The 15,432-nt window shown below is 24.1% G+C and carries 17 protein-coding genes and 2 pseudogenes; 15 read left to right on the forward strand and 4 right to left on the reverse strand.

The window, feature by feature from the left end; genetic code table 4:
• Nucleotides 1-42: 42 nt before the first annotated feature.
• Complete coding sequence (locus tag AAHM82_RS06850) at nucleotides 43-369, reverse strand: hypothetical protein (protein WP_342263430.1); 327 nt, start codon at nucleotides 367-369, stop codon at nucleotides 43-45.
• A 1,132-nt stretch (nucleotides 370-1,501) separates the two neighbouring features.
• Between AAHM82_RS06850 and AAHM82_RS06855 the strand changes: the two genes are divergently transcribed.
• The 10 genes from AAHM82_RS06855 to AAHM82_RS06900 all read left to right on the forward strand — a co-directional run bounded on the left by AAHM82_RS06855 (nucleotide 1,502) and on the right by AAHM82_RS06900 (nucleotide 7,831).
• Entirely contained in the window at nucleotides 1,502-1,828 is a 327-nt protein-coding gene (locus AAHM82_RS06855) for a hypothetical protein (RefSeq protein ID WP_215826298.1), read from the forward strand.
• A gap of 2 nt (nucleotides 1,829-1,830) precedes the next feature.
• Nucleotides 1,831-2,052: a hypothetical protein gene (locus tag AAHM82_RS06860; protein WP_342263355.1), complete on the forward strand. Its 222-nt coding sequence runs from the start codon at nucleotides 1,831-1,833 to the stop codon at nucleotides 2,050-2,052.
• Between the two features lie 164 nt (nucleotides 2,053-2,216).
• Nucleotides 2,217-2,447 carry a hypothetical protein gene (locus AAHM82_RS06865; RefSeq protein ID WP_342263356.1) on the forward strand — a complete coding sequence of 77 codons (231 nt, stop codon included), beginning with the start codon at nucleotides 2,217-2,219 and terminating at the stop codon, nucleotides 2,445-2,447.
• A gap of 78 nt (nucleotides 2,448-2,525) precedes the next feature.
• On the forward strand, nucleotides 2,526-2,855 hold the full coding sequence (locus AAHM82_RS06870; protein ID WP_342263357.1) for a hypothetical protein: 330 nt from the start codon (nucleotides 2,526-2,528) through the stop codon (nucleotides 2,853-2,855).
• 24 nt (nucleotides 2,856-2,879) lie between these two features.
• Complete coding sequence (locus AAHM82_RS06875) at nucleotides 2,880-3,863, forward strand: hypothetical protein (RefSeq protein ID WP_342263358.1); 984 nt, start codon at nucleotides 2,880-2,882, stop codon at nucleotides 3,861-3,863.
• 6 nt (nucleotides 3,864-3,869) lie between these two features.
• Nucleotides 3,870-4,190: a hypothetical protein gene (locus AAHM82_RS06880; protein WP_342263359.1), complete on the forward strand. Its 321-nt coding sequence runs from the start codon at nucleotides 3,870-3,872 to the stop codon at nucleotides 4,188-4,190.
• A 2-nt stretch (nucleotides 4,191-4,192) separates the two neighbouring features.
• Nucleotides 4,193-4,441 carry a hypothetical protein gene (locus AAHM82_RS06885; protein WP_215826579.1) on the forward strand — a complete coding sequence of 83 codons (249 nt, stop codon included), beginning with the start codon at nucleotides 4,193-4,195 and terminating at the stop codon, nucleotides 4,439-4,441.
• Nucleotides 4,442-4,674: 233 nt separating this feature from the next.
• A complete protein-coding gene (locus AAHM82_RS06890; RefSeq protein ID WP_342223520.1) occupies nucleotides 4,675-5,058 on the forward strand; it encodes a hypothetical protein in 384 nt (127 codons plus the stop codon).
• A gap of 15 nt (nucleotides 5,059-5,073) precedes the next feature.
• A complete protein-coding gene (locus AAHM82_RS06895) occupies nucleotides 5,074-7,263 on the forward strand; it encodes a hypothetical protein (RefSeq protein ID WP_342263360.1) in 2,190 nt (729 codons plus the stop codon).
• Between the two features lie 49 nt (nucleotides 7,264-7,312).
• Nucleotides 7,313-7,831, forward strand: coding sequence for a hypothetical protein (locus AAHM82_RS06900; protein ID WP_342263361.1), 519 nt, complete (start codon nucleotides 7,313-7,315; stop codon nucleotides 7,829-7,831).
• Between the two features lie 234 nt (nucleotides 7,832-8,065).
• On the opposite strand, the gene AAHM82_RS06905 is transcribed toward AAHM82_RS06900, so the two are convergent.
• Nucleotides 8,066-10,183: a PQQ-binding-like beta-propeller repeat protein gene (locus AAHM82_RS06905; RefSeq protein ID WP_342263362.1), complete on the reverse strand. Its 2,118-nt coding sequence runs from the start codon at nucleotides 10,181-10,183 to the stop codon at nucleotides 8,066-8,068.
• A gap of 242 nt (nucleotides 10,184-10,425) precedes the next feature.
• On the opposite strand from AAHM82_RS06905, the gene AAHM82_RS06910 reads away from it, so the two are divergent.
• Nucleotides 10,426-11,808: an Mbov_0401 family ICE element transposase-like protein gene (locus AAHM82_RS06910; RefSeq protein WP_342263363.1), complete on the forward strand. Its 1,383-nt coding sequence runs from the start codon at nucleotides 10,426-10,428 to the stop codon at nucleotides 11,806-11,808.
• Between the two features lie 828 nt (nucleotides 11,809-12,636).
• Nucleotides 12,637-13,242 carry a hypothetical protein gene (locus tag AAHM82_RS06915; protein ID WP_342263431.1) on the forward strand — a complete coding sequence of 202 codons (606 nt, stop codon included), beginning with the start codon at nucleotides 12,637-12,639 and terminating at the stop codon, nucleotides 13,240-13,242.
• Between the two features lie 430 nt (nucleotides 13,243-13,672).
• Here AAHM82_RS06915 and AAHM82_RS13930 read toward each other — a convergent pair whose 3' ends face one another.
• Nucleotides 13,673-14,065: a transposase family protein gene (locus AAHM82_RS13930; RefSeq protein WP_342264845.1), complete on the reverse strand. Its 393-nt coding sequence runs from the start codon at nucleotides 14,063-14,065 to the stop codon at nucleotides 13,673-13,675.
• On the reverse strand, nucleotides 14,062-14,502 hold the full coding sequence (locus AAHM82_RS13935) for a transposase family protein (protein ID WP_342263396.1): 441 nt from the start codon (nucleotides 14,500-14,502) through the stop codon (nucleotides 14,062-14,064). The genes AAHM82_RS13930 and AAHM82_RS13935 overlap by 4 nt, the downstream gene beginning before the upstream one ends.
• 70 nt (nucleotides 14,503-14,572) lie before the next feature.
• Here AAHM82_RS13935 and AAHM82_RS06925 point away from each other — a divergent pair.
• The 3 genes and pseudogenes from AAHM82_RS06925 to AAHM82_RS13940 form a co-directional block, all read left to right on the forward strand.
• A pseudogene (locus AAHM82_RS06925) lies at nucleotides 14,573-14,932 on the forward strand (transposase family protein); the annotation flags it as partial.
• 223 nt (nucleotides 14,933-15,155) lie between these two features.
• Entirely contained in the window at nucleotides 15,156-15,290 is a 135-nt protein-coding gene (locus AAHM82_RS06930) for a hypothetical protein (RefSeq protein ID WP_342263432.1), read from the forward strand.
• 10 nt (nucleotides 15,291-15,300) lie between these two features.
• Nucleotides 15,301-15,390, forward strand: a pseudogene (locus AAHM82_RS13940) (IS1/IS1595 family N-terminal zinc-binding domain-containing protein); the annotation flags it as partial.
• Nucleotides 15,391-15,432 lie beyond the last annotated feature (42 nt).

Below are 15,432 nucleotides of genomic sequence, written 5' to 3' on the forward strand. Positions count from 1 at the left end.
TGCTGATAATAATAAATATTAGTCCAATTGCAATATTCATTTTTAAGCTCCTTTAAAATAGTTATAATTTATATCTTTTTTGTTGTTTTCTTTTTCGGCAATGAAGAAGCCTAATAATTCTTGTCCTTTAATTAACTTGGTTTCTTGCTCTTGTTGATTAATTGAAATTACTTGATATTTACTATCTTTTATTATTCCAATACAAATCGAATTTTCATATTTTCCTTTATGAACAAATCGCTTTGGAAACCAAATGCCGATTTGTTCATAAAATCATGGAATTTTAGGTGCTTTAATAAACATTGCGTTTTGTGTTTCTTTTAAGAGATATTTTTTAGTATTTAAGAAAATGTTTTCAATGTTTTTCATAATAAATTACCTTTCTTATTTGTTATAAACTAAGTTACATTAACTAAGTTAGTTGACTCAGTTTTTTAAACACTTATATATCGCAGATTTAAGTGTTTAACAAGCTTTGTTAGTAAATTTTGTTTTTTTAATTAGATAAAGATTTTAATAATTTTAAACTTAGTATACCCCTATATAGAAATTTCTACACTTTAACATCCGCATCTTACCCTTGGAACTAATTTAATAGCGTGTATATTTTTAGGAAATCCACCCATTCATTTTTTTATTGCAAAATGAAACAAATTGCTATAGCTAATAGGATGTTATCTATCAACTGGTAAACTTCTTTTGGTTATGGCGACCACCCACAATTTATCGTGCTTTAATACATACCAACATGGTCGCGTTTAGTTTTCTTAGGTATTGCTTTGAAGAAGTAAAACAATCAGCTAATTGGGCCTGTCCAAAAGGTTATAAAAACTAAGTAAAATGCTTATAAAAACAACATTAAAATATTTTTTACAACAAAAATCATACATAAGAAATATATACTTAATTTGAATATTGAAATAATTTATAGTAAATGATTATTTTTTCTTTTTTAAAAAATACCTAAAAAAACTAAACGCGACCAATTAATAAGGACGCATAAAGTTTTGTTAGGTAGTAAAATATTTGAATAAGTATTAAGGCGGTCAGCAATGATTGTCTTTTTATTTTATAAGGTGTTAAAAATTTGTTCTTTGAAAATTAAATACAAGTGAATTAATAATGTTGGTATGTATTAAAGCACGATAAATTATGGGTGGTCGCCATAACCGAAAGAAGTTTACCAGTTAATAGATAACATCCTATTAGCTATAGCAATTTGTTTCGTTTTGCAATAAAAAAATGAATGGGTGGATTTCCTAAAAATATACACGCTATTAAATTAGTTCCAAGGGTAAGATGCGGATATTAAAGTGTAGAAATTTCTATATAGGGGTATGCTAAGTTTAAAATTATTAAAATCTTTATCTAATTAAAAAACAAAATTTACTAACAAAGCTTGTTAAACACTTAAATCTGCGATATATAAGTGTTTAAAAAACTAAGTTAACTAAAACTTAGTTAATATAACTTAGTTTATCTATAAGAAAGGTAATTTATTATGAAAAACATTGAAAACATTTTCTTAAATACTAAGAAATATCTTTTAAAAGAAACACAAAACGCAATGTTTATTAAAGCACCAAAAATTCCATGATTTAATGAACAAATCGGCATTTGGTTTCCAAAGCGATTTGTTTATAAAGGAAAATATGAAAATTCGATTTGCATCGGAATAATAAAAGATAGTAAATATCAAATAATTTCAATTAATCAAAAAGAAAATGAAACCAAATTAATTAAGGGGCAAGAATTATTAAGTTTCTTCATTGCCGAAAAAGAAAACAACAAAAAAGATATAAATTATAACTATTTTAAAGGAGTTTAAAAATGAATATTGCGATTGGATTAATATTTATTATTATCAGCATCATGCTATTAGCATATTTTGCTTATAAAATTTATGCCAAAATAAAAATTAGAATTAAATATAAAAATGCCATTAAAAATAATACTGGTAATTTCACGAAAGACGAAAAAGTATTTATTGCTCGTTTTGAGGAATGAGTTAAATCTCCTAATTCAAAAGAAAATAACGCGGATAAAAAATAATGTTTTGAGAAATTATTATGGAATTCTTAAAACTGTTTATTCCGATAGAAAAAATGCCTGCACAAGTTGCGTTTATTGCCGGATTAATTATTATCATTACTTTTCTTTTCGCATTAATTTCAATTATGTATTTACCAATAAAAATGATTTTTGGGAGATAAAAAATGACAATAAACTTAAAAGAATTTAATTGAGAACAAATTAAACAAACTTTCTGAGATTTATTTATTCAAATTACAACTATTCCGGCTCACATTACTGGTGGTAAAGAAATTAAATTAAACGAAGCGCCACTTTGACTTTTAATAGCAAACATTGCTTTTTGATTCTTAACAGCGATTATGGTGTGATTTATTCTAATGCTCCTTTGAAAAACCATATCAGTATTTAGATAGGGAAAAAATTAATGTCAAGAAGTTACATTCTGATGCATTCCCAAAGAAATTCAAAATTAATTAGGAAAAAATACAATCGTGTTAAGGTTAACCGTGGTTTTAACAAATTTAAGAAAAACTTTGAATATAAATGATGAATGTTTTAAAAAGAAAGGGGGTGATTATATGATTGGAACTTTCTTAACAGAAGTACCAGCAGTAACAAAGATAACAGCTAGTGACGCGATGACTAAATTATGAAATGCGATTATAACAGCGTTTACTAAAATGTGAGAAATTATTGCTGTTAATATGCCACAAGTCGGTAACTTCTTTGCTGACTACTGAATCTTCATTTTTCCATTTATTTTGGCAATATTCTTTATTTGCTTTAAAATGTTTGAAAAATTACTTGGAGCAGTACGCTAACAAAAAAATAAAGTGAGGTGCAAGATGAAATTTTGCAAATGAATAATAGAAAAAAATAACCATTTTATTGAATTGAATCGCACCTCATTTTTAATTTTATGACATTGCGGAGCAATTTGATATATTTACAACGGTTATTTTAAAAATATTGTAAGCTATTTATTTTTAGCAGGTTGTATTTTAATTTTTCTTTTTAAAATCGGTAATTTAACACAAATTAACAAAGTTATTAATTTCTTAAAAAATTCACCATTAAATATTGTGATTGGTTCATTAGGAACTGGAAAAACTGCTTTTCTAGTATATGCATCAAAATTACTAAAAAAGAAGAAATATCACATCGCATCAACATTTCCATTACTAGAAACCCAAAAATTAAGTTTAGGTCATATGGGATTATTAGATTTTGATTATCCGGTATTGCCAGACAAAACCTTACTTTTATGAGATGAAACCAACTTATTTTTAGAAGGTACTGATTGAGAAAAAAATAATACCAAAAACGAGGAAACCGGTATCCAAGAATATTTCGCTCTGGCACGGCATTTTGGTCATATTGTTCTGGCTAGCGGTCAAAGAGATAAACATATTTGAGTTAAAGTTCGTGATATTGCCAATAATGTGATTGTGGGAATTCGCAAAAAAACCGTTAATATTTTTCGGCCCTACTTAAAAGTCATCTATGGTACCTTTACGAGCATTGAAGAATATGAACGCTGACGAAACACCTTAATTGATGCTAAAAATAGCAAAAAAGGTCGTCGCATTAAATACCGTGATATCCCTGAACTTGATATTTATTTTTTTAAACTAAAAATTCCTTTACCAATACTTAACACTTACAATTCTTTTTACCTAGCTTTTTTAAGAGATTACTTAAATGCAAAAGTAAATCCTGACTATGAAGACAAATACTATACTGACACAGCAATTGATTTAGAAGATTTAGAATATTTAAAAATGGATAAATTTAGCAAATTTTTAAGAAAAATGAAAGAAAAGGAATAATAAAAAATGGAAAATCTCGCAAAAATGGCCGACTTTCTCGCTCAAATGCTTTATAAAGTTTTTGACTTAATTTGAAGTTTAGAAGTGCCAGGAACAAATATTCAATTAATATTTCCTTTGTTCTTAACGCTGGCTGTAGAATTTCTTATGGCAATTATTCTTGGATTTGGTAGTCAACAAGTTAATTTAGAAAAACAACGCCAATATGCGGTTAAAAATAAAGGACGGTTAAGTGCGTGAGGAAAAACTAAAAAACAAATAAAACCAATAAATCCAAATAAAATTAATTGAAAACAAAGAAATAAAAAAACAAAACAAGGTAACTAACGATGTTTAAACTAATTATTATTTTTATCTTAATAACTGTTCTTGGACTATTAGCTGGTAGTCATTTTGAAACTTTAACAAACTATATTAGCGAAGGCCTTGCGAATTTCCAAAAGTTTATTACTAGCAATTTAACAATTTTAGAACTATTTAAACCAATGGCTCGGACATTTTCACAACATCCAATCTTCACCATTCTTGGCGTTACTTGTGTACTGATTGCCTTATTTATTGTGATTAAAGGTAGATAAAAAAATGGAAAAATGAACTAAAAAACAAGAATTAGAAATAGAAAATGACAAATTAAAAATTGTTAATGTCATATTAGAAAATAGTGTTAATACTCTTAAATACATAAATAATGGAAAAAAATAAATAAATTTTAGAACTAGAAAAGCGAAATAGTGTTCATATAGATGAGAAATCAGAACTAGTTATTGAAAATGAAAAATTAAAAATTTTTAAACACGAAAGGAAAACTAAAATGAAAAAAATTTTAGGCAAATTATTTAAAAAAGATAATTCAAAAGAAAAAACGCCATTAAGATTAAGGATTAAAAATTCTTTTAAAAAGCAGTGGTTAAAAGTATCATTAAGTATCATTTTCATCTTTATAAGCTTATTAATTTGTGCATTAACAGTAATCGATACTAAATGAATAACCGGAACAAGTGACGAATTTAATAATTTTATGAATGAAGAGATGGTTAAATTCTTTGGCAAGTTCAATAGTGGTATTATGCTAGCAGGAATATTTGTTTTTTGATGAGGCGGAGCAATATATTTTGCAATTAAATTTGAAAAATTAATCCGCTTTATTATTCAAAAAATTAAAGAAAAAAGAACAATGAAAAATAAAATATTTTAAAAAGGAGTGATAAAAATGTTTATGAAAATATTTACCGTGCTAACTATTAGTTTCAATAACATTTTTACTATTCCCCAAAATATTAACAATGATAAAACAACAGTAAATTCACTAATTAGAAACAAAAGACAAAATAATAAAGTTTATGATTTTGAAATTAGAAACTTAGAAAAAATAAGATTTTTAACAGAAAGGCAAGACCATGACCTTTTAAAAGTTGAGATAAGAACAGAAGATAATATAAATGCAAATATAGATAAACAATTACCAAATTTAAAAAATGTAAAAATTTTTAGTTTAGAGTTTAATGCAGAGCTTGTAAATAACAGAATTAAACAAAAAGACTTTCAAAAAATAACAAATACTTATGGAACAAAAATAGATACTCCGGGTTTAAATTTTTATACCTGAATGATTAGTATACCCAATAAAACAATAAGAATTAAAACACAAGGAACAGAATTACTAACTTTTGAGCATGGTAGTACCAACAATTATAGATTAAATAATACAAATGATTTTAATATAGAAATTGAAAAAGACAGTACCGACATTGATTTACCAATAACAACTACTAAATTTGATGGTAACCACAAATACAATGATGTTATTGATAACCTTGATTATTTAATGATTCATCGCGGTGATTTTGACAAATTTAATTATTCTTATCTTTATTGAACACCAGTATTTAATTTCATTGACACTTTAGAAAAAGGTTACTATAAAGAATTCACCATTAAAAATCATGGTTTTAAAGACGAGAGCTATTTTTATCACAAGACTTCAACTATTTTACCAAACTCAGAAATAATCGACCCTACAAATGCAACCAAAATTGAAGTTATCAAAAAAATTAAAAAAAGACTTAATGAAACAATTAACAATCTTACTGGCGTAAATAATGCAATTGAAGGCATCGACTATAATACAGAAATTAAAGATAACGACAACAATTACTTAGATGATAGTGCTACTTTTGATTTAACAACAGATAATGTTGCTGACAGAACATTTACCGTTAAATTCGCTGCAATTGAAACGAGTACACAATTGCAAGGAACAAATACGATTAAAATGGTCATTCCGAAACAAGAGGATACCAACGATAATGTCCTTAAAATTAAGGCATTTAACAAAACTCTAATTGCTGGAAATAATTATTTACAATTATTACACGGTGAAACTGAAATCTGAAAATATGACACTGAAAATGCTAACGATTATTACCTAATTAAGTACCTTTTTGGAACATTGAATTATCTTAATGTTAAATTTAGTTTTCTACGCTATGACCCTGAATTAAGGAACGATATTTACCTTTATTTTAAAAACAACATTCTTGGTATTAACAATAATGATTACAAAAATATCTTTGACGAAATTTATGAAATCCTTGGTAATTTCTTTGCCAGTTTATTTTATGCTACTTTTGATATGGACGAAAAAACTTATACCGAAATTGATTTTAAAGGAGTAGATGATTACAACAAAAATTACTTTATTCAAATCGGTTTCTTTTATCGCTCGTTAATTACTTTTTATCCCAAAAAATATTTTATTAACATTACTGGAAATTCAGAATTACTACTAAGAAGTTATTTCTTTACTTTTGATAAAAAAACGCACCAAGAGAATTATAATGCCATTAAAAATAAAAATAGTATCTACCAAATTGACTTTAATGTGCTTAAATCCTACGACAATAAACTTATTACCTTGCCAATCAACAATACTGCTAACAGCATTAATTATCTCAATACCGATATTGATATTCGCTACGGTATTAATATTTTTACGCTGACTTTCCCGCTTTATCACAAGGATAACACCTATAATTACAATTTTAAAATTTATGACTTTAATGTCTTAAATTCCACGGCCTTTATTCCTGACGGTTCAACCAACTCAGAATGGGATGACCTAATTCCACCACCAAATTGCAAATATTCCGGGCGGTGAATACCAACCTTTAACGATATTGGTTGTGCTATTCAAAATGCTGGTATTAAAATGCTAAACTGAATACTAACAGCTTCACAAATAATTACCATTTTACGGCCGTTAGCAATCATTGCAAAAGCAACAGTTAATTTTTCAACTGCTATTTTTCCAGTTTTTAAAACAGTACCAGCTTTTTATTATACCTTTCAATTTCTAATTGGTTTTGCCATTTTTCTAATGATATTAAGGATTTTCGTGTAATATATATATATATATATTGAAAAAATAAAGTAATAAAGGAATTAAAATAATGAAAATTTTAAATATAATAACTCTTTCCGCATTAACAATATTACCAGTAATTGGATGTTCTAAAAAAGCAAGTGAATCAGTAGAACAAAAAAATAAAGATAACGAAAACAAAGTTTATGATTTTGAAATTAGAAACTTAGAAAAAATAAGATTTTTAACAGAAAGGCAAGACCATGACCTTTTAAAAGTTGAGATAAGAACAGAAGATAATATAAATGCAAATATAGATAAACAATTACCAAATTTAAAAAATGTAAAAATTTTTAGTTTAGAGTTTAATGCAGAGCTTGTAAATAACAGAATTAAACAAAAAGACTTTCAAAAAATAACAAATACTTATGGAACAAAAATAGATACTTCGGGTTTAAATTTTTATACCTGAATGATTAGTGTACCCAATAAAACAATAAGAATTAAAACACAAGGAACAGAATTACTAACTTTTGAGCATGGTAGTACCAATAATTATAGATTAAATAATACAAATAATTTTGGAATTGAAATTGAAAACCCTTAATAATTAAATTTAAAAACTGTTAAAATTACTACCCTAAAAGGTGGTTGTCTATGATGACAATACTCTTAAACAACTAAGCAATTTTTCTTCTTTTTATTTTGTCAGAATAAAAACCAGTAATTTTAGTTAATTACTGGTTTGAACATTTTTTATTTTTACAAGAAATTTAAACTTGTTGTGCTTGTTTCAATTAAAGTTATTGTTCTAAATAGCTAATATCGTTTTTATAAAACCTTATACTATAGTAGTAACTGTATTTGTTCTTACCGCCCCCTCTCTTTCTAATGAAAATAATGCTTCACCGTTAAATGTTATTTTATCATTGTTTTTATCTATAATAATTTCATTGGGTAATAAACTATATTTTTGTAAAATTTGCATTACTTCTGTAATTGATAATGTAATTATTTGTTCTTTATTGTTATCATCAATTATTTTGGCAGTAATATTTCCTGTAATTTTTTGTTTTAAATTTAATATAACTTTAGATGTAATTATTCTTACTGGATAAGTAATTTTTAATTTTTCATTGGGATTAAGTTCAAATTTATCAGCGGGTTCCTTAAAAATACTTAAAATCATTTCTTGTTCTTGTTTATTTGTGTTTGATAAATCAAATTCATTTGATAATACATTAATGATTTCAGAATTTCTATTATTTATATTTGTAAAATCTGTTAATTTCATTTCATCATCAGAATTTATGTTTCAACCATTTAATTTATTTTCTTGTTTTGTTTTAGTTAATCCTGTTGTAATTTGAAATACTAATTTTGATTTCGAATTATATTCACAAGCAGGTACATTAAATGATCTTGTATTTGGAGTTTTATTGATAATTTCTCTATCAGAACATACATTTTTAGGAACATTAGATCATAAAAATGAATTTTCTTTTTTTGTTATTTCAATATCTGAAAAATTTAAATTATTAGTATCAATATAATTTATTTCCTTAAATTTTAAATTAGGATTTTCGTTTCGAAATTTAAAAAATAATGCTTTTTTAATCAATTCATTTAAATTAATAATTTTATTTTGCCCATTATCAATTGAATAATGTATTTTTATATTATTATTTAAATTATTTTTTATTTTTAATATAGCTGAATTTTTTGTCTTGTTAATAATTTCTAATTGTGAAATATCTAAATCAGGATTTAAATAATTTAATTCACTTAAAATTACATTATCAGAATTATTATTAATTTGTCCTAAATTTGAATTTAAATAGTATCCACTATACTCATAAACATTATGGTCTTGTGAGCCAAAATATAATTTATGGTTAAAAACAACCCCAGAAGACAAAACTTCTCCTTCTGTTCTAAAAACAACTTTTTGTTGTCCTGTTGCCGGATCATATTCATAAACATTATGATCTTTTGAACCAAAATATAATTTATTGTTTAAAATTACACCAGAAGATCATACTTCCCCTTCTGTTCTAATAACAATTTTTTGTTGTCCTGTAGTAGGATCATACTCATACACATTATAATCTTTTGAACCAAAATATATTTTATTATTTAAAATAATTCCACTAGAAAAAACCGCACCCTTTGCTATCTTAATAATTTTTTGTTGTTCTGTAACAGAATCGTATTCATAAATATTACTGTCTTCTGAACCAATATATAATTTATTGTTAAAAACAACCCCAGAAGAAGGAAGTCATCAATTTGTTCTAATAACAATTTTTTGTTGTCCTGTAGTAGGATCATACTCATACACATTATAATCATCTGAACCAAAATATACTTTATTATTTAATATTACACCAGAAGAATGAATGTTAGCTTTTGTTCTAATAACAATTTTTTGTTGTCCTGTAGTAGGATCATACTCATAAACATTATGATCATCTGAACCAATATATAATTTATTGTTTAAAATAATTCCACTAGAAAATCAAACTTCTCCCTCTGTTCTAATAACAATTTTTTGTTGTCCTGTGACGGGATCATATTCATAAACATTATGATCTTTTGAACCAAAATATAATTTATTGTTTAAAATTACACCAGAAGATCATACTTCCCCCTCTGTTCTAATAACAATTTTTTGTTGTCCTGTAGCAGGATCATACTCATAAACATTATGATCATCTGAACCAAAATATATTTTATTGTTTAATAATATTCCACTAGCAAAAACTCCGCCATTTGTTTTAATAACAATTTTTGTTCTATTTATTTTATTATTTTCATTATTGCTTCGTTTTTGTCTTTTATTATTTATATTTTCTATTTTTTCTTGTGTTGGAGTTGGATACGGACTATTGGCAACAATGCCCGACATTCCGCTTCCTGCTATTGTTATTGTACTTAATAAACTAAGTAATTTTTTCATATTAATTAAATCCTTTTCATGAATTTTTGCTAATTAATAAATTTTTATAGTAATCACTCGACCCTTTCTTAAATTTATAAAATTTAATTAATACAAATTAATTATAAATAATTAAATAAGAATTTTTATCATTTTTTCAGAATATTGAATACTAATTCTAGAAAAAATTATCATTAAAACAAAAAAATAATCAAACCAAATTAAACTTTATTAAAATTAATACCAAGAAAGGTGGTTTTTCTATGTTAGAAATTAATAATAATTTAAAAACCCCAGAAAATAAGCATTGATTAAACTTATTTACAACCCATAAAAATATGTACACCAACAAATGTGAACAACTAGCTAATGAATACGAAAAATTAGATGAATACCTATATTTACATCATTATCGGTTAAAACAAGGTTATAAAGTAGTTCATTTTGCAACAAGAACAATTATTACAATTTTTGGTGATGTTATTTTTAAACGACGCCGATATAAATATTGAAATCAAAAATCAGGTAAATTTGAATATGTATGTTTATTAGATAAAGAAATTGGTTTACTGCCCAAACAACGCATTTATTTTGATGTCCAATTTAAAGTTTTAAGTCTTTTGGGTGATGGTAAACGCTATCGCGATGTTTTAGATGCTCTAAATCATTGTTATATTTCAAAAGCTAGTATTTCGAATGTTTTAAATAAATATGATATTGCTGAATATTTTCAACTAGCAGAAAAAGAAACTAAAAATAGAATTGATGTCAAAAATAAGAATTTATATATTCAACTAGATGAGACATTTTTAGCGACATTAGATCAGAAAGTTAAACAAGACCAGAGAATTCGTTTAGTTACTTTTCATACCGGACATAAAGAAAAAAATTATAAAAATGCTCGTAGAGAATTAGAAAACAAACGAGGTCATTTTCTAATGTTAAAAGTTGGTAAACGAATAAATACGATGGATTATCGTGATTTATTAATTAAAGAATTACAAAAACATTATGTGAATATTAATTATGACAAAATAATTGTTTGTGGTGATGGTGATACTTGAATTAGAGAAATTGCTAATAGTTTCGGTAATGTTAGATATATTTTAGATGGTTATCACGCTATTAAAAAATTAAAACAAACGGCATTTAATATTATTTTTGAAAATCGCAAAGTAACATTAAATAGTTGAATTAAATTATATAAGGATGGAAATAATCAAAAATTAATCAAAAACATTCGTAATGATGCTAAAAATGAATTAAATAAAGATATTAAAACAAATTTAAGAAAGGCGAGTAATTATTTCAGTAATAATAAGCATGGTATTCATAACCAAAATTTAGAATGAAATATCGGTTGTAGCATTGAAAGTGATGTATCGCATTTAGTAAAACAACAATTAGGCTATGGGGCAAAAATATATAATCATAAGAATTTAAATAATTTATTACATTTAAGAATGGCAAATTTAAACAAATTAAATGTATTACATTACATTAATGAAAATATTAATTCAGAAATAGAAATCAGAAAAGAAATATATAAAAATTCATTATGAAATAAATATAATAATAAAAATGACGATAGTTGAATTAATTATAAAGGTAATGCTGTAACAAATAAATATAATAGATTTAAGTAAGTAAAAATATTTAGTGAAAATTTAATAAAATTAATAATTTTTTATTGTGTAAAAATTCAATAATATGATAGAATGGTAATGAATAAAAATGACAATAACAAGAAAGGCAGGGTTAGTTTAGTAATTAAATAATATAATTAGCTGATTGTTTTACTTCTTCAAAACAATACCTAAGAAAACTAAACGCGACCAATTAATAATTTTTATTGTGTAAAAATTCAATAATATGATAAAATCATAACGAATAAAAATGACAATAACAAGAAAGGCAGGGTTAGTTTAGTAATTAAATAATATAATTAGCTGATTGTTTTACTTCTTCAAAGCACAATACCTAAGAAAACTAAATGCGACCTAAAAAGTGTCCTAAAAAGTGTCCTAAAAAGGGTTGCCATTCCAAACATTAGCAAAATAAAATACGATATGTTTAATAAATTTCATTAAACATATCGTATAAAAATTTTATTTTAATAATTAATTTTGAGTAATAACTTCAAACAAAACTTTACGCGTCCTATTAAAAAGGATAAAGTTTTTTAATTTAATTTTAAAGATAGTTTATAATTAAGTTCCTTAAATGTAAGAAAATCAAAATAAATGCAAATATTTTAGTTGGATTTTTTATATCTTAGAGAGGAACTTATTTAAATAAAAGTGGTTGGTTAAGAGAATAAAAAATTAAAAATCTTAAAATGATGAATTAATAATGATTAAATTTAATTATGTAATAATGTCTAGAAAAAAAAGAATTTTTCACTTTATTTTATATTAAAATAAAAATGTTCTTAAAATATTAAATTAATTGGTAAGGAAAGAAGGAATGTTAAGGTGAAAAAAATATTATCAATTTTAGGAATGACTAATTTTATAGTAATATGAACAAGTTTAATTATTTCTTGTAGTGATAAATTAACAAAACCAATAGAACAACCAAAACCAATAGAACAACCAAAACCAATAGAACAACCAAAACCAATAGAACAACCAAAACCAATAGAACAACCAAAACCAATAGAACAACCAAAACCAATAGAACAACCAAAACCAATAGAACAACCAAAACCAATAGAACAACCAAAACCAATAGAACAACCAAAACCAATAGAACAACCAAAACCAACTAATGAATCACTAACTAATACTAAAATTAAGATAAATAACATATTTGTAAAAAATCCATCTAATGTTACTCAAGAAGAATTAAATAAAATATTACTACCGAAAATTACAAAAAAAATTAAAGAAATTGATAATGCAATAAATGAAAATCATATAAATTTTATTTTTAAAGATGTCTTTTTAAATGAAAATCATATAAATCTAAAAGAAAAAAAGGATATTAAAATTGACCTTTTGGTTTTAACAAAAGATAAAATGAATATAAATTCATACGAAAATATAACTATTAGTCTACCAATTGCAAAAAAAATATAAAAAAATAAATTAAGGGGAAATTAATTTATAGATTTTTTGAACGCAACTATCGTTATTCCCTAAGTTTCTAATATGGAAGCACCAGCGACATATTTTTAATTTGTCGTTTCTTTTAAAATTAAAAATCGTTTTTATCACAAGAATTGCAGATTCCAAACTGTATGTTATTATCCATAACTAAAAGAAAATACATCCTAAAAGTTTGTAAAAACTAAAATTTTGTTTTAATTTTGTCGAAAACTCTTGATATTTATTGAATAGACTTCTTGCAAAATTAATATGATAATTATAATTTTTAAATTTAAAATAAATATAAAAGTGTTATTAAAATAATTTTTAGATTATTTTTACAAATATTTTGTCATTAAAACATAATAAAAATTATTATTTACAATAAAAAAAGACTGAAATTTTAAATTATCAAATATATTTAAACTAATAGTTGTAAATTATAAATTGAAGCTATTAAATTAAATCTTAAAGCAAATCTTTTTCTACGATTTCGATATTTTTCACTAATAATTTTAAATTTTTTAAGTATAGCAAAAACATTTTCAATAACAATTCTCATTTTTGAAATTCGCTCATTATTTTGCTTTTCTTCTTTATTTAAAGGGTTTTTCTTTGATTTTCTTTTAGGAATTAAAACATTATGATTAATTTTTTGTATGCCTTGATAACCTAAATCCACTAAAACAGTTGTTTCTGGTAAAAATTTAATTTTTGAATCTTTTAAAATTTTAAAGTCATGGTTTTTACCATAAGAAAAATCAGAACTAATAATTTTTTTACTATCTTTTTCAATTATAACTTGTGTTTTTATTGTGTGTTTTTTCTTTTTTCCTGAGTAGTGCTGTTTTTGTCTTTTTTTGGGCGTTGGATTTGGCTTTCAGTTACATCAATTATAACAGTCTTATCTTTGAAATAATCTTTTAATAGTGATTTTTGACCAGTAAGTTGTTGAAAATTAGGGTGTTTTATTAAAGTGTCTTCAATTCATTTGATATTTCTATAACAACTACTTTCACTAATATCATAACTTTTTGCAATATGAAAATAAGTTCTATATTCTCTTCAATATTCTAAAGTCATTAAAATACGATTTTCTAATGATAATTTATTGGTTCTTCCGCGACGAAATCTCTTTTTTAATTCTTCTATTTTTAAAATTTCTAGCATTTTATTAAAAGTAGTATGTTTAATACCAGTTAATCTTAAAAAATTTTTATCACTTATTTGATTATTTTTTTTAAATTTCATTTAAATTCCACCTTTTTATTAAAAACAACAATTCAATTATATTTTAAATTAATTTTGCAAGAAGTCTAGTAAAAAAATTATTAGTTCTGATTTTTCTTATGGTAAAAACCATGACTTTAAAATTTTAAAAGATTCAAAAATTAAATTTTTACCAGAAACAACTGTTTTAGTGGATTTAGGTTATCAAGGCATACAAAAAATTAATCATAATGTTTTAATTCCTAAAAGAAAATCAAAGAAAAACCCTTTAAATAAAGAAGAAAAGCAAAATAATGAGCGAATTTCAAAAATGAGAATTGTTATTGAAAATGTTTTTGCTATACTTAAAAAATTTAAAATTATTAGTGAAAAATATCGAAATCGTAGAAAAAGATTTGCTTTAAGATTTAATTTAATAGCTTCAATTTATAATTTACAACTATTAGTTTAAATATATTTGATAATTTAAAATTTCAGTCTTTTTTTATTGTAAATAATAATTTTTATTATGTTTTAATGACAAAATATTTGTAAAAATAATCTAAAAATTATTTTAATAACACTTTTATATTTATTTTAAATTTAAAAATTATAATTATCATATTAATTTTGCAAGAAGTCTAATATACTTAATTTTAGGTATATTTTTAATATGATAGAGGTGGATAATAATTATGGAAAAAAATAATTCAAGAACTAGTAAATACTTTAACAGATGATCAATTTTTAGAATTTTATGAAAAAGTCAAACAACAAGCAGAATTAATAAAAAAACAAAAACGGTTAAATGAAATTGATCAAAAATTTAGAGCGCAAGGTATTAAATGATCTAAATGTGAATCTTACTGTTGCGTTAAAAATGGACATAATTCAGAAGGAAAACAAAAATATTTATGTAAAAATTGCCGTGCAAGTTTTGACGCTTTTCGTAATCATTTTATTTATTGAAGT

Source organism: Spiroplasma endosymbiont of Clivina fossor (assembly GCF_964031115.1).
Taxonomy (GTDB): domain Bacteria; phylum Bacillota_I; class Bacilli_A; order Mycoplasmatales; family Nriv7; genus Nriv7.